The organism is Thiomicrorhabdus xiamenensis (assembly GCF_013282625.1).
In the GTDB taxonomy this organism is placed as follows: domain Bacteria; phylum Pseudomonadota; class Gammaproteobacteria; order Thiomicrospirales; family Thiomicrospiraceae; genus Thiomicrorhabdus; species Thiomicrorhabdus xiamenensis.
In genome coordinates this window covers 1,139,657-1,163,197 of record NZ_CP054020.1, presented here as the reverse complement: position 1 = coordinate 1,163,197, position 23,541 = coordinate 1,139,657, and the positions used below count along the sequence as shown (strand labels likewise).

Here is a 23,541-nt window from a genome sequence, read left to right as displayed (position 1 = left end):
TTAAAAAATTCGTGTCCGCTTTTAAAGCTGTTCAGGTTCCGAATAATACAGTTTCAGCAGCTTCACAACCTTATCGCCGCCCTTTTCGCGGAAACGATAGAAAGTCGATTCTTCACCGATACGATCATAGTTTTCTTCCATATAGTGCATACGGTCGTCATGAAACTGGCGCAGAATCGACTGATCCGCTGTCCAACCTTTCGGGAAAGCGGCTTTTTGCGCCGCCGCCGAACCTTTCAAGGACGCCATACAGACCAGCAGATTATCCTTGGTTTTCTGAAAGGTAACGGTCAACCACGGGCACAGCACTTCCAGTTCACCATATTGGGTCAGCATCACCATATCGCCGGCCTGCTCTTCGCCGTTAACCTCGATACGCTCTTTCATACCAGCCTGTAGCAACTGTTTCCAAAACGCCTGCATTTCATCCAGCTTCAGAAAACCGATGCGCAGAAGATCCTGGTCAGCACAAACCGCTCCCGGATACAGTTCGGCTCCGACACTTTGCAGCGCTTCTTGCACCTGCGTATTCTGCAAAGCCTCTTTCTTATTAATGATAATTGAATAACCTTCAACCAAAACTGCCATGGAAAACTCCTGTTTTACGGATTTATCAAGTGTTCAGCCCGCATCCCCCGACAGTGCGAAACTTTTCAAAAAGAGGAATAATAAAACGATTCGTCGCAGAGATAAACCTTAAGACGCCTATCGGCACTCCCGAGCCGACAGAACATTCGGCAGAGTCCGCAACGCATCAAGTAACGATTCATCGATATCGGCACGCAGATCAATCAGCGTGTAGGCAATCTCCCCGCGGGATTTGTTAAGCATATCTTCGATGTTAAGTTCTCTGCGACCCAGCGTTTCGGTAATCTCGGCGAGAATCCCCGCCTGATTGCGGTTTACGATTGCCAGACGACGAATACCGTCGCCCTTCGGTTCGATTGAAACATCCGGCAGATTCACCGAATTCTGAACGCTTCCCTGCTCCAGATAGCTCTTTAAGTTGCGGATAACCTGAATAGCCGAAAGTTCCTCCGCCTCAAGCGTCGACGCCCCAAGGTGCGGAAAGCTGAGAACATTCGGCAAGCTCAGCAACTCTGCATTCGGAAAGTCGCTGACGTAGGCATGCAGATAGTGATTGTTCAGATGTGTTTTCAGCGCTTGCTCATCAACGATTTCACCGCGCGAGAAATTAAGCAGAATCGCGCCTTTCGTTAGAAGCGCCAGTCGGCTTGCATTCAACATCCCCCTGGTTGAATCCAGCAAAGGAACATGAATAGTCACCACATCGCAGGCCTGTAAAAGGCTTTCCAGGCGCTCGCACTGATGCACGGCGGAGTTCAAGTGCCAGGCGTGATGTACTGAAATCACCGGATCGTAACCATACACTTCCATGCCCATTCCGATTGCGGCGTTGGCGACCTTGACACCGATGGCGCCAAGACCGATTACGCCGAGCTTGCGCCCGGCCAATTCAAAGCCGGAAAATCGCTTTTTTCCGCTTTCGACCTGAGCTGCAAGATCGCCTGCGGCTGGATCCAGATTTTTTGCATAATCGGCAGCGGTATAAAGATTTCGTGCCGCCATCAGCATGGCTGCTATCACCAGTTCTTTAACCGCGTTGGCATTGGCGCCCGGAGCGTTGAATACCGCGACACCGGCTTCGCTCAGACGTGATACCGGAATATTATTGACCCCGACACCGGCTCTGGCGACCGCCTGAAGATGAGACCCCATATCCAGCGCATGCATATCCGCCGAACGGACGAGAATCGCTTCGGCCTCCTCGGTCTGTTCCGTCAAACGGTACGACTGTTCGTCCAGTAATGCCAGTCCTTTTTGTGAAATTTGGTTTAATACTCGAATTTTTTTCATGCCGACTCCGGACCCCGCTCCGTTTATTCTTAGTAACCCAATAGGCTTCTGTAGAAGTTTAATCGTAATTGCCGCTGAAGCCAGTAGAAAAGCGGTAATTACCGCAAATAGAATCCGCAGCACCGATTCCGATATCCACTTGTTCATCTGCCTCAAAACGAAATAAAAGACTAACAAAAAGGATGCCACCGGCATAAAACAGAGTAAAATGCTTTAGCTTCAAAACCTTGCCGCGAACTTTCAGGCAATTTGACTCTTTTTCTACAGGTTTTCGTTATGCTGAGTTACCTTCACTCCTTCCATGCGGGCAATTTTGCCGATGTTCTCAAACACCTTGTCAGTACTCAAATCCTTCAGTACCTGACGCAAAAGCCCAAACCCCTTTACTACCTAGACACCCATTCGAGTAGCGGCGCTTTTCAGCTGGAACATCGTGAAGCTCAGAAAAACCAGGAATACCTCAACGGCATTGCAAAACTCTGGTCTATGCCGGCAGCGCCTGCTGCGCTTGAAGGCTATCTGCAACTGGTCAAAACGTTTAACGGTGGATCGGAACTGAAACGTTATCCGGGATCGCCCTGGTTTGCGCAGGCGCTGCTGCGTGAAACGGATCGGGCGCACCTTTTCGAACTGCATCCGCGCGAATACAAGCTTTGCAAAAACAACTTCGCCGATGATCGTCGTTTCAAGGTTTTCAACAGCGACGGATTTCACGCCTGCCTGTCGCAGTTGCCGCCGAAAGAAAAACGCGGTTTTATTTTGATGGATCCGCCGTACGAGGTTAAACAGGACTACGACACCGCCGTGGATGCGCTGAGTAAAGCGCATAAGAAATTTGCCACCGGAACTTATGCCCTTTGGTATCCGGTAGTCGAACGCAAGCGCATTGACCGTATCGAAAAGCGTTTTCGCGACAGCGGAATTCGTAATATCCAACTGTTCGAGCTGGGCATTGCCGACGACAGAGAAATCGGCATGACGGCCAGCGGTATGATTGTCATCAACCCGCCGTGGACACTCAAATCCGAACTGGATACGGTGCTGCCGCTGCTGGCCAAAACACTCGGCGGTAACAAAGGGTTCTATCGCAGCGAACAACTGGTCGAAGAATAATCTGTTCGTATAGCGCATTTTTAACGCGCCGGCATCCTATTCTAAAACCAGATGAATAAATCGCCGAAGCCCCACACCAGCGTGCCGACCACCACCGTCAGGTGCGCTGCCCACACTTTCTTTCGCTGCCATTTGCTGGGAGACAGATCAGGAATATCCTCACCGACGTCCAGCTTATCCAACTTGCGGTACAACACATCAAATTCGCCGTGCAGAAGCGCGTATTCACTCATGACGGCAAACAGAACGACCAGACTTCCGAAACGGGCAAACCACATTGGCTCCAGAAATACACCCAACAGTAATCCGGTAATGCCAAACCCCCACGCTAACAATAAAAACAGGCTCGCCCGACGATGCATAACTTCTCCTTATTTTGCAGAGATTATTGTAATCTTTTGTCTCTTGCAAAAGAGGACTAAAATAAACGCTGCGTATTGTTGTTGCGCTAGAGCATTTTAAACTCTAAAATCCCCCACTTTCAGGTGCGCTCCCAGTTAACTAACATAGGGCGTTAAACGGGAAGATTGGTGCGAAATTCATTTTCAATTCCAACGCTGCCCCCGCAACGGTAATAGAGAAAACTTTGATGGGCTTGTCCCAACCACTGGCTAAATCGGTGCAAGCTGTTTAGCCGGGAAGGTCAAAGAAATCGCTCTTAAGCCCGGATACCGGCCTGGAAATCCGACCTTGTCTTTGTAAGGCAAGCTCTCAACCGATTGCGGTGGGCAATACGGAAGAAATAGGCATATTTGCTCTCGTTCGCTGTCTGCGACGGAACAAGACTATTTATTCTTTATCCGGGCTATCCGCCTGATAAACCGTTTTGCCTTCGTTCATAACTTATGAAATGAAGGAAATCCAATTGAAATTATCCAAACGTTCCTCAGCTCTTCTGATCGCATTATTCAGCGATACAGCCGTTGCTGAACAGAAATCCTCTTTGCTGGAAACTATTTTTGTATCCGAAACGCCGGTTATATCCGACAACCTGCAAACAGCTTACTCCGTCGAGTCCTATGACACCAAGGACATTCAAGAAAGCGGTTCGCGTTCTTTAAGCGACTTTCTGAATCAGAAAACGACGTTATCGGTGCAACCGAGCTACGGCAACCCGCTTGCTCCGAGACTGGATATGAATGGTTTTGGAACCAATGGCGGCGAAAATATCCAGGTTATTATCGATGGTATCTCCATCAATAATATTGACCTGGTTCCTCAGCAACTGAGCAGTATTCCATTGAGCGCTATTCAAGAGATTCAAATTCTCCGCGGTTCGGGTTCCGTTCTCTATGGTAACGGCGCGGTTGCCGGAGCCATTATTATCAACACCAATCGCGAATTCAGCAGCCATGACGCCCTTAGCGCCACGGTCTCTTACGGCGCCAACAATACGGTAAGCAAATCCTTTCAAGCGACAAAAACCGAAACCCATAAGGGTTACAAGCTTTTGGGGAACATGAACTTCGAAACCTTCAAGAGCGACGGTTCAAAAGAAATCACATCGGACGGCACTCGAAACAGTAGTGAAAACACCAATTTCTCTACCCGCCTCGGTGTTGAAAAAGCAGGAACGCGTCTGATGATCGGCATTGCTAAAAACGATTCGACCGTCAACTATGCCGGCGCCATGAGCATTGACGAATTTGAGACTAACCCGGATGCAGATCTGTCTTCGGGTTCCACCGAACAGACGTATGATGTCATCACCAAAAAACTTCTGTTCTCAAGTGAACTGGCAGACAACACGATTCTCGAGTATACCTTAAACAAACGAAACAAAAACTCGGCTTACATCACCTACTCGAGCGAGACGGATTACGAGATCACCGATCATAAACTCGACCTCAAGACCATCCTGAATTCGGCCATTATCCGCTATGGCCTCAGTAAGAATCGTTCAGAGGTTACAGGAACTTACGGGGATAAATCCAGAGAAGATCAGGCGGCATACGTCTCCGCCAGTATTGATCTGAATGACAAAACCGTCATTAATGCCGGTTACCGAAAACAGCAGTTCGAGTATGCCGACCAAAATGAAGGCGACGATGATTTAAACGCTTATGAAGTTGGCGTCAACTATCTGCTTAACGCCCAGTCAGCGCTTTACGCCAGCTATAACCATGCGTTTCTGGTTCCGAACTTTGATCGCTTGTTTGAAGGTGGCAGCTTCAATGACAATATCGAACCTCAGGAAAGCGACACTTTTACGCTCGGCTACAAGTTAAATCAACAGGCATTCAACCTGAAAGCCGAACTGTTTTATATCGATTTGACCAATGAGATCTACTACAACTCGGCACTGCCATGGGGAAGCCGCAACACTAATATTGATGAGAGCCATAAACAAGGTGTAAACCTGTCTCTGTCGCGTGGCGACGATGCCTTCTCATACGGAATAGCCTATAACTACGTCGATGCCGTTATTGACCGGGAAGCAGGAGAGGACTACAGCGGAAATACTCTGCCGTCGGCACCGGCGCATACGATTAAACTCGATGCCCGTTATCAATTTACCAGCCCGCTGATTTCCGCGCTTCCGCAGCACCGCATCGCCGTCAGTCACAAGCAGACTTCGGACAGCTTTATGATTGATGACTTTGCCAATGTTGCCGACAAAGCGCCCGGTTACAAAACGACTGACATCAGCTACCAACTGTCGAACAAGCATCTCAGCGTTCAGTTCGGCATTGACAATCTGTTTGATGAAGCGAACGGTTTATATTTGTACCGATCAACAGGCAGTGTCGTCTATGCGACTGACTATGAGCGATACTACTATGTCTCTGCCAGCTACCAGTTCTAAAGAGCAGTTAAAGTGACTCACAGCTTGATGATCCAAGGCTGTACTTCCGATGCGGGCAAAAGTACCGTTGTTGCCGGTTTATGCCGTGTTTTGCAGCAAAAAGGGATTCAAGTTTCCCCCTTTAAACCGCAGAATATGGCTCTCAATTCGGCGGTCACCGCAGACGGTGGTGAAATCGGCCGGGCACAGGCGCTACAGGCTATCGCAGCCAAGGTACCTCTGTCGGTGCATATGAATCCGGTGTTGCTGAAACCGAACTCGGATACCGGAGCTCAGGTTATTCTCCAAGGTCACGCCATCGGCAATCTCGACGCCATGGATTATCACGCTTACAAACCGAAAGCCGCGCAAGCGGTTTTCGATTCCTTTCAAATTCTCTCGCAACAATACTCCAACATACTTGTCGAAGGCGCCGGTTCACCCGCTGAGATCAACCTGCGACAGGGAGACATTGCCAATATGGGCTTTGCCGAAGAAGTTGATTGTCCGGTGATTCTGGTCGCCGATATCGATAAAGGCGGCGTCTTTGCTCATATCATCGGAACACTGGCGTGTCTGAGCGAATCTGAAAGGGATCGGATCAAGGGATTTATCATTAACCGTTTTCGCGGCGACATTAAACTGCTGCAGGACGGTCTCGACTGGCTGGAACAAAAAACTGCTAAACCGGTTCTCGGCGTACTGCCTTATCTGCACGGCTTGCATCTCGATGCCGAAGATGCCATTCATCAGGAAATGGAAGCGATTCAAGACAGACAAACCTTAAAAGTTGTCTGTCCGTTGCTGCCACATATTTCCAACCACACCGACCTTGACCCGCTGATCCAGCACCCTCAAGTCAATTTTCAGTGGATTAAGCATCATCAGGCCATTCCACCGGCCGATCTAGTCATACTGCCGGGCTCAAAGAGCGTTATCGCCGATCTGAACTGGCTCAAATCGCAAGGCTGGGAATCCTATCTGAACACACATCTGCGCTATGGCGGCAAACTGATCGGAATCTGCGGCGGATTACAGATGCTCGGTCGTCAATTACTCGATCCTGAAAAGATCGAGTCCGAGACAAGCGAGGCTGCAGGGCTTGGATTGATGCCCTACAGCACAACCTTTCAAAGCGATAAACAGCTGCTTAACCGTAGAGGAATACTCAATCTCCACGGCGCTGCTGAAATACAGGGCTATGAAATCCATCAGGGAACCACGGACTTTGCCGGATTGCGTTCGGCAATCCGCTATGCCAACGGGGAGACGGACGGTGCCATCAGTGAAGACAATCAAATTCTGGCCAGTTACTGTCACGGCCTTTTCGACCGGCCTGAGGCGCTACAGTCTTTATTGCAATGGGCCGGAATGGAAAACAGCGAACCGCTTGATCTGTACGATCTTCGCGAGCGGCAATTGAACCGTCTTGCCGATTGCTTTGAAATACATTTGGATATCGAGCAGATCCTATCGGTTATGCAAACCGGAACCGTTGTCACAAAGCGTTAAAAGCCCATCCATAGGGGACACTTTTACCCCATTGCACAGCGATTAATACATCCTTAGCGCAAACAATCCAGGTTTATAAACCTTTTCGATTATCACGACTTCTTTAACCCTATATAATTAGTGGTTTAATTATTTCAAAAAAACTTATTCCCTATGCCGATAACCGATACCGCGAAGTCCCTTAATCAATATTTCGTTGCCAACCTGTATACCCCTGAAAACAATCAGCTTCTGGATAAAAACCATGATTTGATTGCGGCCTGCATTGAGCAATGTATCGAGACGTTCTACGAGATATTATTGCCGGACCCGATCGGTGCTCAATTTCTCAGTAGCGCTGTTGTGGAAACGCATCTGAAAACCGAGTTGAAAAAATGGTTGCTGGAGACGTTAAGCCCGCAATATAAAGAAGAGGATTATCAGGCGATGATTCTCAAGCACCGCCATGTCGGAGCCGTCCATGCCCGTGTCGGGGTCCCGATGACGGCCGTTAATCACGCTATGAGCATCATCAAGAACCGATTTTATGAGTTGCTGTATCAGGTAAGCGATTTGCCCGCTACGGAAAAAATCGCCTTTTATCGGGTTTTGAATAATCTGCTTGATTCAAGTCTGACACTGATTAACGAATCTTATATCGACGATCATGTCACTCAGGAACGCGCCGCACAGGAATACCGTTCCCGCAGTAACGCGCATGAGATCGCCATCGAAGTCGAACGCATCAAAGCGTCTCTGTTTAACTGGATCAGTCAGCTGATGAGCGGCCTTTTGACCACTTCGCAAACATCGCATTTGAATCTGCAAAATCAGGAGTTTGCACTCTGGATTCGACATAAAATCGGCTACGCCTGTCAGGATGAAAAGACCACTTCGAAAATAAAGCAGCTGGTCGACGAACTGCAGGATCTGGTGAATCGACTACCGGATTCCGACCCGGTTCAAAGACGACAGACCATTCAGCAGATAACGGAGTTGGGGAATGAGTGCGGCTGGCTTCTGGGGCAGATTTCCGAGCGCAATATCGACAACGCCGCCCGCGAAGACACCTTGACCACGCTGATCGAACGCCGTTTTCTGGCGCCAATTCTCAAAAGCGAAACCAAACTGGCGATTAATTCCAAACAGCCTTACAGCATCATTATGCTCGATATCGACGATTTCAAACAGATTAATGATATTCATGGTCATCAGGCCGGCGACTTGGTGTTGTCGCAGCTCGGACTGCTGATTAAACGAACTTTGAGAATCACCGATTACGCATTTCGTTACGGGGGTGAAGAGTTCCTGTTGCTGTTACCGGAAACCCCGATTGAGAATGCACAGATACTCGCACAAAAGCTGCTGAAAGCGGTTCGCCAGCTGGAAATTGAAGTCAGCAATAACCATCGTTTGCAAATCACGGTCTCTCTCGGTTTGGCGCCCTTCAATGAACATCCTGATTTCGAACAGGTGATCAAACGCGCGGATGAGAACCTTTATCAAGCGAAACACAACGGTAAAGACCGTTATGAAATATAGGAAGCGTGCGTTTAGCCAAGTGCAATAATGTTCTAATTCAATCCAAAAAAAGGACGCTTTGGCGTCCTTTTTTACAGCCCTTGCACCTTGCATTTCAATTGCATTTATTCACTTTTTAAGCTGCAATTACGCCCTGTCAAAAAACAAGAAAATCTTTACTAAAAACAGGCGTTGCTTACTTTTTAATCAGCGATGGAAAACACCATGTAATATCAGTGACTTAAAAGTTTAATAACAGGATTATCCTGGAGTTATCCACAAAAAATGTGAATTTCTGTGCATTTTATCCCCGCCTATTTCATTAACGATAAATATCATTAAAATCAATCAATTAAACGAGTCTATGACCTTTCTGGCTCATCAAGACACACTTCCCTATCCAATCACCCCCAACGGCGACAGAATAAATTTTTCCGGACGCATCATTTCGGCTAGACTAGGCAGCAAATTTCAAGAGTTGAATAGGCACATGAATCCACTGAATCAAACCCATCACAATAACGATCAACCGCCTGTCTTTCCCATCTGCCAAATCGGCAGCGGTGAAATCATTATGATGCCGAAACCCAATACGGAAACGCTTGCCGCCGATATCGCGTTTTATCGCAACAACGGCGTCACGCATTTAGTGAGTCTGTTACGCCAGCCGGAAATGGAAGCCTTGCAACTGCTTGACGAAGAGCCGCTCAGCCTTCAGGCCGGCATGCAGTTCCTGCACTTTCCGATCAAGGATATGGACGTACCGGACTTCGATAGCTTACAGAGATTTAATCGCCAACTGTTACCGCAAATTGAACAAGGGGCTAAAGTGGCAATCCACTGTCATGGCGGCAGAGGACGTGCCGGAACCGTCGCAGTCAGCTTGATGTTGGAGGCAGGAATCGAGTTATCGCAGGCTTTGCAAACTGCACGGGAGAAACGTCAAGACCCTCTGGTTCCCGTATGCCAGTTACAAAATGATTTCTTGAAGCGCTATGCGCAAGAACTGGCGGTCGAGTTCCGTTAACGGAACCGCGTTCACTTTAACAGCGAAGCGTACCGCTATCCGTTAAAATAAGCGCTTTAGCGTACAGTTTGTTTTCAAGGGAGAGAAAATGTCGGATCAACAATTCAGCTGGGAAAACTTGCAGCAACTTCTGACAATGAATTCGATCTGGGTTGATGCGTTCATGATCGGCCTGGTCGCACTGGTAATCCTGCTGATCGGAAATTTCACACTCTCTTCTTTGGCAAAACATCGCTTTCTCGCCGCTGAACACCCGGTCACCCACTTTGTTCTTAAAGGGTTACGCTATCCGTTAAGTATTTCGATCCTGTTGTTTGCGCTTGGCAATATCCTGATACTGTTTTCGCTCAGCGAGCGCCAATTGGGCTTGCTCCATGATCTCTTCCGCAGCATCGACATCCTGATCTGGGGACAGTTCTTTTACCGCTCTTCGCAATTCTATTTACAGCGTTTCAGCGCACTTAATGCGCAAGGATCGATTATCAAGCCGCAGACACTGCCGTTAATGCAGAACATCTCTTCGGTCGTAATTATTCTGCTGATCGTCTACCTGCTGTTTATCACCTGGGATATCGATATGACCGCCTGGCTGGCTTCTGCCGGGATTATCGGGATCGCCGTCGGTTTCGCCGCCAAAGACACCATCGCCAATCTGCTCTCCGGTGTTTTTATTCTTGCCGACTCCCCTTACAAGATCGGGGACTATATCGTGATCGACTCCGGTGAACGCGGTAAAGTAACCCATATCGGTCTGCGCTCGACACGGATTCTGACGCGCGATGACCTGGAAGTGAATGTTCCCAACGCGATTATCGCCAATGGCAAGATCATCAATGAAAGTGCCGGCCGCGATATCCGTTCGCGGGTACGCGTACCGGTTGGCGTCTCCTACACCTCCGATATTGATCAGGTAAAGCGCGTATTGATGGAAGTTGCTCTGGCGGAAAGCGAAGTTTGTGCTGAGCCGGAGCCGCGTGTACGCTTTCGCAGTTTCGGCGCTTCCAGTCTCGATTTGGAAGTCCTGATATGGATTTCCGATCCGGAAATCCGTGGTCGCGTGATCGACAGCATGAACACCCAGATTTATAAACGGTTCCATCAGGAAGGAATTGAAATTCCTTACAGCAAGCACGATCTGTATATCAAATCGCTGCCAGCAGACAGGAAAATCGCTGATTTGCAAGACAAGGATGAACAATGAGCGACAAGCCCGATCTAAGCCAGATGAGTGGTGAACAGAAACGCGAGCATTACCATAAGATTCGCATGGAACGAAAGAAAGCGCAGATTGATGCGGCCATTGCCCGCGCCGACAGCGAGAAAGGTTTGTTGCTGGTCATTACCGGTAACGGCAAAGGCAAGTCGACATCGGCCTTCGGCATGGTCGGCCGTGCGCTCGGCCACGGCATGAAAGTCGGCGTCTGTCAATTTATCAAAAGTCGAACCGATACCGGTGAAGAAGCATTTTTCGGTGCTTACGACAACTGTGACTGGCATGTACTTGGCGACGGTTTCACTTGGGACACTCAGGATCGCAGCGGTGATATTGCCACCTCGGAACGCGGCTGGGAAGTCGCCAGTCAGATGCTGAGCGATCCGAGTTATGATCTGGTTGTACTGGATGAGTTAACCTATCTGCTCAGCTACGACTATCTCGACAAAGACTTGGTCCTCAATACGTTATCGGAAAAACCCGAAATGCAGCATGTCGTGGTGACCGGACGAAACGCCATTTCCGAACTTAAGGATCTGGCCGATACGGTTTCCGAAGTCCAGGATGTCAAACACGCCTATAAAAGCGGGATCAAGGCGCAAAAAGGGATCGACTATTAATGGCGATGACTGGCGATCCGCATGAGACCTTGCAGCGGAACTAAGGCCGTGATTGAGCAACCATCTTGCGAACATGGCGGCCAGGTCTTTGCGTTTGCCGAACACAACGTGCTGGCACTCGACCAGGTACTGGATTTCTCTGCCAGCATTAATCCTCAGACGCCGAAAATAGACTGGGAGCGCCTGCAACAGCAAGCCCAGTCGGAACTCCTTCACTACCCTCCCGAACGGGACAATTCCCTCTCCCCGTTGCAGCCTCTACTGGCTGAACGGTTTTCGCTTGAAGTGGAACAGATTTTTTTAAGTAACGGAGCCACTCAGGCAATCCACCAACTTTTTGCATCTCTGCGTCCGCAGCACAGCGTTCTTTTCACACCAATATACGGCGAATACCAGAGGGCTGCGCAGGTATACAGTAAAGAGGTGATTGAATACCGCTGCTGCCCAAGTCAATGGAATAAAGACAGCATGCCTCTGCCGCAAAACGGGCTGGTGGTCATAGTTAACCCGGGAACGCCGCAGGGTACCTATCTGCCGCCGGATAAGTTGCTGCCACTGCTTGAGGACGCACATCGAAAAAACAGTTGGCTACTGGTCGATGAATCCTTTTTGCCTTTTATCGGTTTCGCCACTGAACTCAGCCTCCGCCAATGGCTGAGACGCTATCCGAAGTTGATTGTTATCCAATCTCTGACCAAATTTTATGCCTGTCCGGGAGTACGCATAGGCGCTCTCTTCAGCGGCTCGGCGCAAACAAAGGCATTTTTGCCGCAACTGTGGCCAATCTCTTCTTTGGATCGACTCTGGCTCAGTCAGGCGCTACAGGATCCGGGGCATATCTTCACTACCCGGCACTGGTTGGAAACGGTCAAGCCGGTTTTTTTACAGAAACTCGCCCAACTGTCGATTGTCGATAAGCTCTATCCGGGAGACGTTAATTTCGTCTTGCTGCGTTTTACGCTGCCGGTCAGTCGCGTCCAACAGTACCTCGCAACAGAAGGAATACTGATCCGCCCCGTACAGAGTTTCGGTTTTAGTGAATACCATGCCCGTCTGGCGATAAAATCCCCTCCCGATAACATCCGCTTGCTCAAGGCGCTTAACGCCTTGAGCCGACTGAATATGGAAAAGCAGTATGCCGGACACGACACTCTGTAACTGGATAGCGATGAATGCGGCTATTGCTACCGGCGCACTGTTAATCGACCGGCTCTTTGGCGAATTTCTGCAGCGCAGCCATCCGGTCGTTCTGATCGGCCGATTTATCAGCGCGTTTGAACAGCGTTTGTATGCCGATTCCTTTGGTCGCGGTGTCTTGCTTTGGCTTGCGACGCTGACAATCGCGCTAACAGCAGCCTTTCTGACTGTATGGATGGTGCAGATGCTGCCCGGTTGGCTTGCTTTTCTGCTGACAACAGCACTGGCATCCACGCTTTTGGCGCACAGAATGCTCTACGACGCAGTCAATACGGTTCTACACAGCCCTCAGCCACAGGAATCCGTGACAATGCTGGTCAGCCGAGACACTCAATCCATGAGTCATGCCGATGCCTATAAGGCAGCGATCGAAACCTATGCGGAAAACCTCTCCGACGGCGTGATTGCCCCTTTGTTTTTTCTGCTTCTATTCGGACTGCCGGGCATCGTTTTTTATAAGGCCGTCAATACCCTGGATTCAATGGTCGGTTATCGAACGGAACGCTATGAAAAATTCGGGAAGTTCTCGGCGCGCATCGACGATCTGGCCAACTGGATTCCGGCGCGCATCAGTGCTGTTTTGATAATGCTGCTTAACCGGAAGTGGCGTTTCTGGTCGTTCTATACTAATGGCAGACAGCACAAAAGCCCGAATGCCGGACACCCGATTACCGCCATGGCGTTATCCTGTCGCTGCCGCCTCGGCGGGCCGACCGCTTATTTTGGAAAGCTTGAAGAAAAAGCCTATTTCGGACGCCCGCACGACAACCCAGTCATTACGCCTGAGCATCTGCAGTGTGCCCTGCAACGCCGCAATGCAATCGATCTGACGCTCATTTCCGTTTGTGTAGCGCTTGGCGCACTCTGTTATCATCTTTAAAACAAAGGAATGCTTTATGCCGTTGACCCTCGCCGACTTGGTTAAGCTCTGCAGTTTGATTCTGTTAATGCTTGTATCCCCCCATGCTGCATCCCAAAACACTGCGGAAGAATCTCATCCGCCGCGAATCATTTCACTGGCTCCACACCTGACGGAAATGGTCTATTCGGCCGGAGCTGGCGCGCAACTGATCGGCGTGGTCAACTATTCCGACTACCCGCCCGAAGCACAAAACTTACCGATTATCGGCAGCTATAATGCGATCAACCTGGAACGGATTGTCGAAATGCGGCCCGATCTGATTTTAACCTGGCGCTCCGGCAACCGTTTGCAGGATCTTCAGCGTCTCAAGGCGTTGCAGGAAAAACTGGGCTTCAGGTTGCATGAGTCCGAGATCGAAACTCTTGAGGACATTCCGGATCTGATCGCCCGAATTGGGCAACTGGCCGGAACGCAAAAAACCGCCGACCTGAAAGCCCGTCAGCTGCGTAGACAGCTTGCCGAACTACGGCAAAAATATGCCTCCAGTGAAGCGGTTTCGGTTTTTTATCAGATCTGGAACAAACCGCTGATTACCATGGGCAAAAATCAGTTTATCAGTCTCGGTATCGAGCTGTGCGGCGGGCGCAATATTTTCGACGATCTGGGTAATTTGACCGGACAGGTCTCGCTGGAAACGGTTATTCTGCGCAATCCGCAAGTCATCCTTCTCGGAGGACAGAAAGCCTTCCAGAACGATTGGTATCAGGCTTGGCAAAAGTATCCGGAAGTTCGTGCGGTGAAAGACGCTAGCGTCTATAAACTGAACAACGACCTCTACCAGCGACCTACCGAACGCTTTATCGACGCTCTCGCGCCTTTGTGCGCATTGCTGGAACAAGCACGCGATCGCCGTGGCGTTGCAGCGTGGCAATAAAAAACGCCGCAACCCGAAAATTCGAGTGGCGGCGTCTGTTTTAGGAGAGTAGAAATATCACTTTAAGCGAAACGGCTTTTCGGCTTCAAGACCTTTGCTTTATAAATAAAGGTTCCAAGAGGAATAAAGGAAGCGAAAAAACCGCTCATGGTGCTGAAGAATCCGAGATGCCCTTTCATGGCATGGGTAAACAATACGATATTGAAGAGTACGAACAACACACCGTGAATCGGCCCGATAATCTTAACCGCCTCTGGGATTCCCATGGCGTATTTCATTGGCATGGCAACCAACAATAGCAGTAACAGGGAAGTCCCTTCCAATAAGGCGGCCACTTTCAAAATAGAAAAATTACTGGTTGAACTGGTTTGACTCGACTGCATAACACGATCCTTGCATCTTGAAGTAATGTCGATAATCGCGCCTTGTCCTTAACAGAAACGGAGACAGCAAGTCACCGTTGCGGATCACCTTGAATTACAACTTATTATGAAGATCGAAAAACAAAAGCCAATAGCGGATTCTTAAGAAACCCTTGATATTTAATAATTCTATCCATCAATAAGAATGAATTATCAACAAAATCAACTGTTTTCGCCACCGGTTGCCAGATAATACAGCAGATAACCGCCGTAGATCACAACCAGTACAATACTGAGAATCGTTACCGGGCGCATCCCCTGCTGCTCGATCTGATAGCCCTGGCTTTCGAGTTTGCGCTGGCGGATCTTGTGTTTTATCAGCCAGTAGAAAAAGTAAATAATCGCCAGAAGCGTAATATATTTAAGCATAGAAGAAAGCGTTTCCTATTGTGCGCTGATTCGCCGTTATGCTCCGACTCCGGACGCCATAAGCTGACGGACTCTGTACAGATCCTGTTCCGTGTCCACCCCGACACCGGCATCCATCAAAGCATCCAATACGAGAATTTTTTCGCCGTGCCACAGCACCCGTAACTGTTCAAGCTTCTCAATCTGTTCCAACTCGCACTCCGGCCAAGCTACATAGCGTTTTACAAATCCTGCACGGTAAGCATACAGTCCGATATGTCGACGATAGAGGTTGCATGAAGGCAAATGTTCTTTGTTCTGAGCGAACTCATCGCGCGCCCATGGAAGCGGTGCACGACTGAATGTCAGGGCAAAATCGTTTGCGTCACGGCTGACCTTAACCGCATTCGGATCAAATAGTGCCTGCGCCGAATCAATGGTTTCACACAGGGTCGCCATCGGCACACTCGGGTTTTCCTCCAGCCCCTGAGCGACCTGATGAATCAACTCCGGAGGCAACATCGGCTCGTCACCTTGAACATTGACAATGATCTGCTCGTCACCGATCAGACTCAGTTCGATCACTTCGGCAATCCGTTCGGTACCGGACTGGTGATGCTCACCGGTAATACAGACCTCCGCACCGAATGCGTGGCATGCGTCGGCAACCTCGTGGGATTCGGTCGCAATAATAATACGACTGGCACCGGATTTTTTCGCCTGCATCCAAGTCCAATACACCATCGGGTAGCCATTGATCTCCATAAGCGGCTTTCGCGGCAGTCTGCTTGACTGCAAGCGAGCGGGAATAATCACCACAAATGACATTCTGAGTCCTTTAGAAATTTATTTTGCCTGAAGAAAAACTATGCTTTCTGCTTACGATACTTTTCCGCTTCTTCGGCGCTGATTTGACGCGCTTCGTCTTCCAGAAGAATTGGAATACCGTCACGGATGGGATAAGCAAGATTGGCCGAAGTTGAAATCAATTCCTGGTGTTCCTTATCGAACACCAGCTTGGTTTTACTGACCGGACAGACCAGAATTTCCAGAAGTTTAGGATCCATAATTCTCTCTTTATTCTTTATTCACGGCGGGTTAACGGACAATAAACACGCCATCAATTCTGCAATTTCTGCAAAATCAGAGTCAACAGTTCGTTATCGACTTGCGTTTCGACTTCCAAAACCCACCAGTTCTTCGCATTTAGCTGTTGAGCAATGGGAAGACATTTTACCGCATCTTTAGAGGTCATAATCAGCGGTTTTTGCGGATCGAAGCCTTTGAGGTCATCGCGGTTATAGGCCTGATGATCCTTGAAAGGATGTCTGTTCTGTTTGGCGACATAGGGTTCGAGCGTGTCGAAAAAACGCTTAGGGTTACCGATCCCGGCAATGGCATTGACCTCTTGTCCGGAGAAGGTCTCCACCGCCAGCGTCACCTTATCGTTCAGCAGATTTCTCAGAACCGTCGGTTTGAGTTGCATTCCGTATCGCGGTGGCAATTTTTTCTGCAGACTGTTTTTGACCTTCAGCTGATTGTCGCCGTTAATTACCACCGCGTCGACTGCGGTGATTCTCTGTAAAGGCTCTCTTAGCGGCCCCGCCGGCAGGCACCAACCATTACCGAACTGACGTTCGCCATCGACGACAACCAGTTCAATGTCTCGTTGCATACCGAAATGCTGCAAACCGTCATCGCTGAGGATCACATCGCAAGCCTGCTCTTTTTCAATCAGCGCAATTGCCTGATCCCTTTTCGGACCGACAGCAATCGGTACCTGTAATTGCTTGGCCAGCAGCAAAGGTTCATCTCCGACCAGAATAGGATTACTTTCCGGGGTAACGGCCTGTGGCCAGGTCTGGCTTTGCCCGCCGTAGCCACGGCTAACGATCCCGACTTTCAAGCCGCGCTGCTGCAAAGCCCGGGTCAGCCAGATGATCAATGGGGTTTTGCCGCTGCCGCCAACAACCAGATTCCCCACAACAATCACTTTCGCGCCATGGGCGTCAGCCTGCCGGGTTTGGTTGAACTTTTTCAAACGGCGCTCGGCTTCCAGGCAGACCAGCTTGGAAACCGGCCAGAGCAGACCCGACAACCAATTCTTTTTGTACCAGAAATTTGGCCAACTCACCTCGGTTCCTTTAATCGCATCGAGCGTATCAAGACAGTATCCTCACTTTATCGTTTCAGAACAGCGCTGATAATACCATTTTGCACGCGTTCTGCGTGCCTGATCTATCAATTCGATTTTATTCGGCGACACCCGCCACAGCATTGCCCCGGAACAAGCAGTGTTATACAGTTGAGCAGCCGGATTAAAACGCTGCAGACGCTGCAAGAGCTCATCATTCGGAAAATCAAAGCGATTCTGGTAGCCGGCGGAAAAAATCACCACCTGCGGATCGAGTCTTTTTAACCAACTCTCGGAAGAGGAGTGTCGGCTGCCGTGATGTCCGGCGATCAGAATCTCCGTCGCCCCCAAATTTTTCCCCATACGATGCAGAAGTTCAAATTCGCCACGAGCGCTCAGGTCACCGGGGATGAGCAGTCTTTTGGCATTTCCCCCTGCTCCGCTCGTTACACGCAAAACACAGGACAGGTCGTTATCGCTGACCGTCCGATCGGAGAGTTTAGCACTTTGAGGAGACAGAAATTCAAAGTGTACCTGATCCCACTGCCAGTTCATGCCACTCACACAGTGCTGCGAATCCAGATTTTGCGGAATTGAAAGCATCTTGAGTTGGCTGCTCAGCAATTGCTTGACCGGTAAATGCCCGGTTAAATATTCCAGACCGCCGGCATGATCACTGTCCGAATGACTGACAACCAGCTTATCGATTAATGGTTGAGAGTGACCACGCCACCAGGGAAGCAGCGCAAACTGCGCGGCGGCGACACGCCCCCATCGCGGTCCGGTATCATATACCAGCAGGTGGTTTCGGGTTCTTATCGCCGCAGACATTCCCTGACCCACATCAAATACGGTCAATTCAAACTCGCCGGACAGCAATTCCTCTTCTTCCGAGTGTATACCAAGCCAGACAACGGAAATAAGCAGCAACAAAACCCAGATTCCATTTTTGAATACACTTGGCCTTTGTACCGCTTGATCAAGACTGATACGGCTGACGCTCGGCACACCATCTGCCGACCGAAACGGGATTTTGGGGCGCTGTCGATATTTTGCTATCCAAGTTAACAGTTGCCACACAGAAAACAGCAACAGATAAACCGCGCACAGCCATAACAGCGATTTCGTACCGGTAAACAACTGCAGATTCAGGTTTCCCTGCCACTGCTGAAGACTCAGAAGATAGAGCCATAATCCATGCCAGAGCCAGTCATTCAGCATCAGAAATGGCGTTGCTATGGAAACCGAAATCAGACTCAGAATACTGCTAAAAAACAGTAAAGGCAGTCCGAGCAGCGAAACCAACGGTACCGCAACTAAATTAGCCAAAAAGGCAAGCAGCGGCAGTTGATGAAATTGCCACACCAAAAGCGGCGCCAGACCGATCGTTAGAACCGTCTGAATAACGACCAACTGCTGCCATCGCGAATGCATTTTAATTTTCGGAAGAACCCAAAAGATCAATGCCACTGCCGTAAAGGAGAGCCAAAATCCCGGACTCAATACCGAACGCGAATCATACAAAACCACAGCAAAGGCGGCTATTGCCAGCGCACTCCAGGGCTGAAAGCGTCTTTGCAGAAAAAGAAACAGCAGTACGCTGGTCACCATTAACCAGGCCCGCTGCGTCGGAATGGACAGGCCGGACAACAACAGATAAAGACTGGCAAAAAAAACTGCACCGCTGCCCATCCAGAAAGGCAGATTAATAAACGCCATCCGGTACACGCCGAACCACCACAATCCTTTAAAAAGCAGTGCGCCGAGCACGGCCATGATTCCCATATGCAGCCCGGAAATGGCCATCAGATGGATGGTTCCAGTTTCCTGCAGAAGGAGCCAGTCATCATCGGTCATCATGCTTTTTTCGCCGAAAAGCAAGGCTCGGTAAATACGCCAATATTCATAAGATCCGAGCCGCTCGGTAAAGCGATCCAGTAATTTCTGACGCCATGGGCGCCACTGATATAACGACGCCTGCGAGACCCGCATAGCAAAGGATGTCTTAGCGCGAATGCCGGTAGTCACATAATCATCAGATACCGGCCAATTTTGTAGAATCCAGTTTGTAAACCGCACCCTTTCCTCAACACGGTATTCGGGAAGGTAACCTTTAGCGGCAACGCCCTGCTGAAACAGATAGCTTTCATAATCGCTGGCTAGAAAATTTTGCGAAGCATGAATTGATTTCAATTTGATCGCGAAAACCCAGGTTTCTCCGACTTGCGGCAAAGCATGCTTGGAAAACCATGCGCTGTTTGCCGAATCAGGACGCAGATACAGCGTTGTCTCCACCCGCGGCTGCATAAACGGATACCTGCGGTAAGACGATTCATTGTTTGCTTCGCTATCCGAAAACAGTGAATCGACCGGCTGTAATGCCTGTAATCGTAAACTGAGTTTAACGCGCTCCAAAGCCGCTTCGCTTGAGACGTTTTCCGTCACTTGCGGTGAAACCTCAAGTTGTAACACTTCGGCTTTTACCAAAAAATGCTCGCCGGCGGCATTTTCTGGCAAGTTTAAGGAAAAAAAACTCTGCCAAAATGCCCAACTGAAACCTATAATAAGTCCCGCGCACAAATTCAATGCTGCCCCGGATTTTTTAATAAGACCTGCGTCCGGTTTCGTCTTTGACCTACGAACTTGATAGTAAACAGTAAAAACGATAATCAGCAGACTTATAATCGCCGCACAGATTGCGATAAAGCTACTCGGACGCTCTGCCAATGCGTAAAATAGGGTAACGGCCGAAATAAAACCGATAACAAAATAGTAAATCATGCCTAAAAAGCTTATTAAACGCTATATCCCCAGCCCGGAAAAAGTTAAAAAACTCAAAGGTTTAGGCTGGCTCGGAACCTGGTTGCACAATCCCAATATCTGGCATTTGCACAGACACTCCGTTGCCAAGGCGTTTTTTATCGGACTCTTCTGGATGGCGATCCCCGTGCCGTCACAAATGATCATCGCTGCACTGTTTGCAATCACCTTCCGAGCCAACCTTGCCTTGAGTATTGCTCTGGTGTGGATTTCCAATCCCCTCACAATGGGACCGATTTTTTACTTCAACTACGAGATCGGGTCGCTACTCCTCGGCCAGGAAGCCACGGCAAAACTTCATTTTGAATTAAGCTGGCACTGGCTCACCGAAGTTTTAGGCGAATTATGGCAACCTCTGTATCTCGGTAGCACCGTCGTCGGGCTCGTACTTGGCGTTACCGGCTACTTCAGCATTCATTTCCTGTGGCGCCGCCACGTCCTCAAGCTCTGGCAAAGCCGCTGCAGAAAGGCTTTGCAGAAACGCAACACAGACAAGTAAATACTTAACGCACCACTTAAAATCCCATTAAAACACAATTTCATTGCATAATCACACCTGCACTAAATCAAAATACCCTTTAAAAATAAAAAAGCCCCGAACGACGGATTTATTTCGTTCGGGGCTTCAAGCAGCTAGAGGTACCGCCGCAACTTAATCTGAAGAGGGTTTATTCACTGTCTTCTTTGGCATTCATCTCTTCAAGTGCTTCGATCACCAGCTTGTTGGCCTCTTCGGCACTCTTACCACTCAATAATGCCAGAGCGTCGTCAATATGCGTCATGGTATAGATCGAAAAATTCCCTTCGGCCACCGCCTGACGAACCTGCTGATTCAACATCAGATGATTGGCGTTGGCTTTAGGTATAATCACGCCCTGCTTGCCGGTCAGTCCGCGAGTTGAGCAGATTTTGTAAAAACCTTCGATTTTTTCATTAACGCCGCCGATCGGTTGGATCTCACCGAACTGGTTAATCGAACCGGTAATGGCGATATCCTGTCGCATAGGCAGTTCGGCGATAGAAGAAAGCAGAGCCAGCAATTCAGCAGAGGAAGCGGAATCCCCTTCAATGCCGTTGTAGGATTGCTCCATCACGATCGATCCGCTAAAGCCCATCGCCTTGCGTTTCAAAAAACGTCCGCGCATATAACCCGAAAGAATCAGCATTCCCTTTGAGTGGATCGGACCGGCCATATCGACTTCACGTTCGATATCAACGACCCCTTCATCCCCTGCCGAAGCCTGCGCAGTGATACGCACCGGTTGACCGAATGACTGGCGCCCAACGGTCAAAACCGTCAAACCGTTAACCATTCCGATATGGGTACCGATCGTCGAGATCAAAACCTGTTGATCGGTGATGGCACGGTGGTAATACTCTTCCATCAATCCGGTATGGAAATCGCGCTGCTCAATGGTTTTTTCAATAATCTCGCGATTGACTACGTCCTGATCCAAAGCACGGGCATAAGCATTCGCTTCGGCCAGAACATCACGCAGAATCGCTTTGTTTGTATAGAGACGGTTTTCGTCTTCAGCCATCCGCGATGCGTACTCAATCAGTCTTTCGTAAGCGCTGACATCAACCTCAAGATCGTTCCACTCGTTGACTTCCGAAGCAAGTTGACGCGCCATCGCCAGTTCATGTTCCTGCGTCCGGTTCAGTTCCGCTTCAAACTCGACCTGAACTTTGAACAGACGGCTGAACTGAGCGTCCAGCTCCTGTAGTGCATAGAAATGCGCCGCTTGACCGACCAGAACCAACGTCAGGTTCAACGGGAAATCTGGCAGATGATACGGCACCACTGCACTTGAAGACGGAATCTCGAAGGAAATACGCTTACTCATTAAGGCCGCTTTCAGATGCGACCAGATTTCCGGCTCTTTCAATACCGACTGGATATTCAACAACAGATAACCGCCGTTGGCTTGCTGCAGCAAGCCCGCCTGATGGCTCATTGCCAAGGTTACGGTATCGGTTGCCGAAGCCTGTGCCGAATTAATCGCATAACCGAACAGCTTCGGAATCGTCGCATTCTGCTCGTAAATGACCGGTGCGTGTTGCAAGTCGCGATGATCAACCAACAGATTGACCTCGAAAATCGACAGCGACTGCTGCTCAGCCAGAAGTTCGTCCATACTGGCATTGCTGTTACTGGAGGTCACCCGATCACCGCTCTGATCCCAGAAAAGGTGCAGTTTACTGATTACCGCATTTTGCAGATCTTCCAGATAAGCGCAAATCTCTTCGCTTTTTCCAAACTCCATTTTCAGCGTCTGAACCATCGGTTCCATATGCTCTTTGGCGAAATCCGTATTCAACTGTTTGCCGGCATCCATAAATTCATGCTGCAAGAACGGAAAATGCGTCAAAGCACGGTTAAGCGCCTCTTCAACCTCTTCGAAAGCCTGCTCGAAATGAATCTGAATGGACTGATCCAGATTTTTCAGCTCTGCACTGCGATACGGTTTACCGTCGATAATGGCCGTCAGAATAAAACTGTTCTCCGACTGCGTCACTTCAATGCTTTTGCTCTCGGCGATGTCGAAGGCTTCCTGAAGGATCGCCTGCTGCTTATCCGCCAGGTCATTTTCCAACTGTTGCGATTTCAGCTGATAGACATGGCCGTCGAACAGAATCGGCAGCTGCGTTTTGAGTTGCGCGATAAAACTCTCTACCGCCTGTTTAAAGGCGTGTCCATGCCCCGCTTGAAAGTACAGATATTGCGTCTTATTCGCTTCGGAGAAATCGGATACCAGTACAACATCCTGCGGCATCTCTTTTTTACGTGCCATCTTCTTCAGCATCGCTTTGGTCATACCGATACGTCCAACACCCGGCTCACCCATAATAAAAATGTGGTTCTGATTCCGTTTCAGGTGCAGACCGAAATTTAACGACTGATAGGCGCGCGGATGAAAATGCTGCATAAAGGCCAGCAGATCCTTATCGCGTGAAGAGTTTTCTTTGACAATGAAGCTGTTCGGTTCGAGGTGGGTGTAGCGATAGAGCTGCGATACTGAAAGTTTTTCCATAAAGTTTCTTTACTTAGAAAAGCGCCGTAAGGTGAAGAGCGCTGAAGATTGATCTATTTTTCGGGGGATAACTTAACTATGACAACTATAACAAAAAACCCGCAACAACGGCGGGTTCATACGAAGTTCGACCCGATTCAT

At 49.2% G+C, this 23,541-nt stretch carries 21 protein-coding genes and 1 riboswitch; of the genes, 11 read left to right on the top strand and 10 right to left on the bottom strand.

The window, feature by feature from the left end:
• Positions 1-21 precede the first annotated feature (21 nt).
• Both HQN79_RS05355 and HQN79_RS05350 read right to left on the bottom strand, forming a co-directional pair.
• Complete coding sequence (locus HQN79_RS05355; RefSeq protein ID WP_173284793.1) at positions 22-588, bottom strand: hypothetical protein; 567 nt, start codon at positions 586-588, stop codon at positions 22-24.
• Positions 589-705: 117 nt separating this feature from the next.
• On the bottom strand, positions 706-1,878 hold the full coding sequence (locus tag HQN79_RS05350) for a phosphoglycerate dehydrogenase (protein WP_173284791.1): 1,173 nt from the start codon (positions 1,876-1,878) through the stop codon (positions 706-708).
• Between the two features lie 276 nt (positions 1,879-2,154).
• Here HQN79_RS05350 and HQN79_RS05345 point away from each other — a divergent pair, with 276 nt between their 5' ends.
• A complete protein-coding gene (locus HQN79_RS05345) occupies positions 2,155-2,991 on the top strand; it encodes a 23S rRNA (adenine(2030)-N(6))-methyltransferase RlmJ (RefSeq protein ID WP_173284789.1) in 837 nt (278 codons plus the stop codon).
• Positions 2,992-3,032: 41 nt separating this feature from the next.
• Here the strand turns inward: HQN79_RS05345 and HQN79_RS05340 are convergent, their stop codons facing one another.
• Complete coding sequence (locus HQN79_RS05340) at positions 3,033-3,353, bottom strand: hypothetical protein (RefSeq protein WP_173284787.1); 321 nt, start codon at positions 3,351-3,353, stop codon at positions 3,033-3,035.
• A gap of 104 nt (positions 3,354-3,457) precedes the next feature.
• A riboswitch (cobalamin riboswitch) is annotated at positions 3,458-3,685 on the top strand.
• A 171-nt stretch (positions 3,686-3,856) separates the two neighbouring features.
• On the opposite strand from HQN79_RS05340, the gene HQN79_RS05335 reads away from it, so the two are divergent.
• The 9 genes from HQN79_RS05335 to HQN79_RS05295 all read left to right on the top strand — a co-directional run bounded on the left by HQN79_RS05335 (position 3,857) and on the right by HQN79_RS05295 (position 14,641).
• Positions 3,857-5,797: a TonB-dependent receptor domain-containing protein gene (locus HQN79_RS05335; RefSeq protein ID WP_173284785.1), complete on the top strand. Its 1,941-nt coding sequence runs from the start codon at positions 3,857-3,859 to the stop codon at positions 5,795-5,797.
• Between the two features lie 12 nt (positions 5,798-5,809).
• A complete protein-coding gene (locus HQN79_RS05330; protein ID WP_238843434.1) occupies positions 5,810-7,288 on the top strand; it encodes a cobyric acid synthase in 1,479 nt (492 codons plus the stop codon).
• 153 nt (positions 7,289-7,441) lie between these two features.
• On the top strand, positions 7,442-8,809 hold the full coding sequence (locus tag HQN79_RS05325; RefSeq protein WP_173284783.1) for a GGDEF domain-containing protein: 1,368 nt from the start codon (positions 7,442-7,444) through the stop codon (positions 8,807-8,809).
• Positions 8,810-9,278: 469 nt separating this feature from the next.
• On the top strand, positions 9,279-9,815 hold the full coding sequence (locus HQN79_RS05320; RefSeq protein ID WP_173284781.1) for a protein-tyrosine phosphatase family protein: 537 nt from the start codon (positions 9,279-9,281) through the stop codon (positions 9,813-9,815).
• Between the two features lie 88 nt (positions 9,816-9,903).
• On the top strand, positions 9,904-11,016 hold the full coding sequence (locus HQN79_RS05315) for a mechanosensitive ion channel family protein (RefSeq protein WP_238843433.1): 1,113 nt from the start codon (positions 9,904-9,906) through the stop codon (positions 11,014-11,016).
• On the top strand, positions 11,013-11,648 hold the full coding sequence (gene cobO, locus HQN79_RS05310) for a cob(I)yrinic acid a,c-diamide adenosyltransferase (RefSeq protein ID WP_420824491.1): 636 nt from the start codon (positions 11,013-11,015) through the stop codon (positions 11,646-11,648). The genes HQN79_RS05315 and cobO overlap by 4 nt, the downstream gene beginning before the upstream one ends.
• 48 nt (positions 11,649-11,696) lie before the next feature.
• Positions 11,697-12,806, top strand: coding sequence for a pyridoxal phosphate-dependent aminotransferase (locus HQN79_RS05305; protein WP_173284778.1), 1,110 nt, complete (start codon positions 11,697-11,699; stop codon positions 12,804-12,806).
• Positions 12,784-13,725, top strand: coding sequence for an adenosylcobinamide-phosphate synthase CbiB (gene cbiB, locus HQN79_RS05300; protein ID WP_238843432.1), 942 nt, complete (start codon positions 12,784-12,786; stop codon positions 13,723-13,725). Before HQN79_RS05305 ends, cbiB begins: the two co-directional genes overlap by 23 nt.
• A 16-nt stretch (positions 13,726-13,741) precedes the next feature.
• A complete protein-coding gene (locus HQN79_RS05295; RefSeq protein WP_173284776.1) occupies positions 13,742-14,641 on the top strand; it encodes a cobalamin-binding protein in 900 nt (299 codons plus the stop codon).
• A gap of 62 nt (positions 14,642-14,703) precedes the next feature.
• On the opposite strand, the gene HQN79_RS05290 is transcribed toward HQN79_RS05295, so the two are convergent.
• The 6 genes from HQN79_RS05290 to HQN79_RS05265 all read right to left on the bottom strand — a co-directional run bounded on the left by HQN79_RS05290 (position 14,704) and on the right by HQN79_RS05265 (position 20,326).
• Positions 14,704-15,024, bottom strand: coding sequence for a DUF3817 domain-containing protein (locus HQN79_RS05290; RefSeq protein WP_173284774.1), 321 nt, complete (start codon positions 15,022-15,024; stop codon positions 14,704-14,706).
• Positions 15,025-15,225: 201 nt separating this feature from the next.
• The gene (locus HQN79_RS05285; RefSeq protein ID WP_173284772.1) at positions 15,226-15,432 is read right to left on the bottom strand and encodes a hypothetical protein; all 207 of its coding nucleotides are present in this window, start codon (positions 15,430-15,432) and stop codon (positions 15,226-15,228) included.
• Positions 15,433-15,468: 36 nt separating this feature from the next.
• Positions 15,469-16,239 (bottom strand): 3-deoxy-manno-octulosonate cytidylyltransferase, encoded by a 771-nt coding sequence (gene kdsB, locus HQN79_RS05280; protein ID WP_173284770.1) that lies wholly within the window; start codon positions 16,237-16,239, stop codon positions 15,469-15,471.
• A gap of 38 nt (positions 16,240-16,277) precedes the next feature.
• Positions 16,278-16,478, bottom strand: a complete 201-nt coding sequence (locus HQN79_RS05275; protein WP_173284768.1) for a Trm112 family protein — start codon at positions 16,476-16,478, stop codon at positions 16,278-16,280.
• A gap of 53 nt (positions 16,479-16,531) precedes the next feature.
• A complete protein-coding gene (lpxK, locus tag HQN79_RS05270; RefSeq protein WP_173284766.1) occupies positions 16,532-17,545 on the bottom strand; it encodes a tetraacyldisaccharide 4'-kinase in 1,014 nt (337 codons plus the stop codon).
• A gap of 42 nt (positions 17,546-17,587) precedes the next feature.
• Positions 17,588-20,326, bottom strand: a complete 2,739-nt coding sequence (locus tag HQN79_RS05265; RefSeq protein ID WP_338065245.1) for a DNA internalization-related competence protein ComEC/Rec2 — start codon at positions 20,324-20,326, stop codon at positions 17,588-17,590.
• Between HQN79_RS05265 and HQN79_RS05260 the strand changes: the two genes are divergently transcribed.
• Entirely contained in the window at positions 20,325-20,864 is a 540-nt protein-coding gene (locus HQN79_RS05260; protein ID WP_173284762.1) for a DUF2062 domain-containing protein, read from the top strand. The genes HQN79_RS05265 and HQN79_RS05260 overlap by 2 nt on opposite strands.
• A 169-nt stretch (positions 20,865-21,033) precedes the next feature.
• Here HQN79_RS05260 and HQN79_RS05255 read toward each other — a convergent pair whose 3' ends face one another.
• Positions 21,034-23,400 carry a Lon protease family protein gene (locus tag HQN79_RS05255; protein WP_173284760.1) on the bottom strand — a complete coding sequence of 789 codons (2,367 nt, stop codon included), beginning with the start codon at positions 23,398-23,400 and terminating at the stop codon, positions 21,034-21,036.
• Positions 23,401-23,541: the final 141 nt, after the last annotated feature.